This is a genomic window from Methylobacterium sp. GC_Met_2 (assembly GCF_026540795.1).
In the GTDB taxonomy this organism is placed as follows: domain Bacteria; phylum Pseudomonadota; class Alphaproteobacteria; order Rhizobiales; family Beijerinckiaceae; genus Methylobacterium.
Genome location: NZ_JALNUM010000295.1, coordinates 1 through 218 on the forward strand (window position 1 = coordinate 1; position 218 = coordinate 218).

The following is a 218-nucleotide window of genomic DNA, read 5'->3' on the forward strand; positions in this document are numbered from 1 at the left end:
GAGCGGATGTCGCGCGGCTACGCGTGGCTCGACACCGGCACCCACGACAGCCTGCTGGAGGCGAGCGAGTTCGTCCGCACCCTGCAGCACCGGCAGGGATTGCAGGTGGCCTGCCTGGAGGAGATCGCCTACCTGCAGGGCTTCATCACCCGCGACCAGCTCGTGGCCCGCGGCGAGATGTTCGCCAAGACCAGCTACGGCCAGAACCTGCTGCGGCT

At 68.8% G+C, this 218-nt stretch carries 1 pseudogene; it reads left to right on the forward strand.

The window, feature by feature from the left end:
* Positions 1–218: pseudogene (locus tag OXS49_RS33500) on the forward strand (glucose-1-phosphate thymidylyltransferase); the annotation flags it as partial.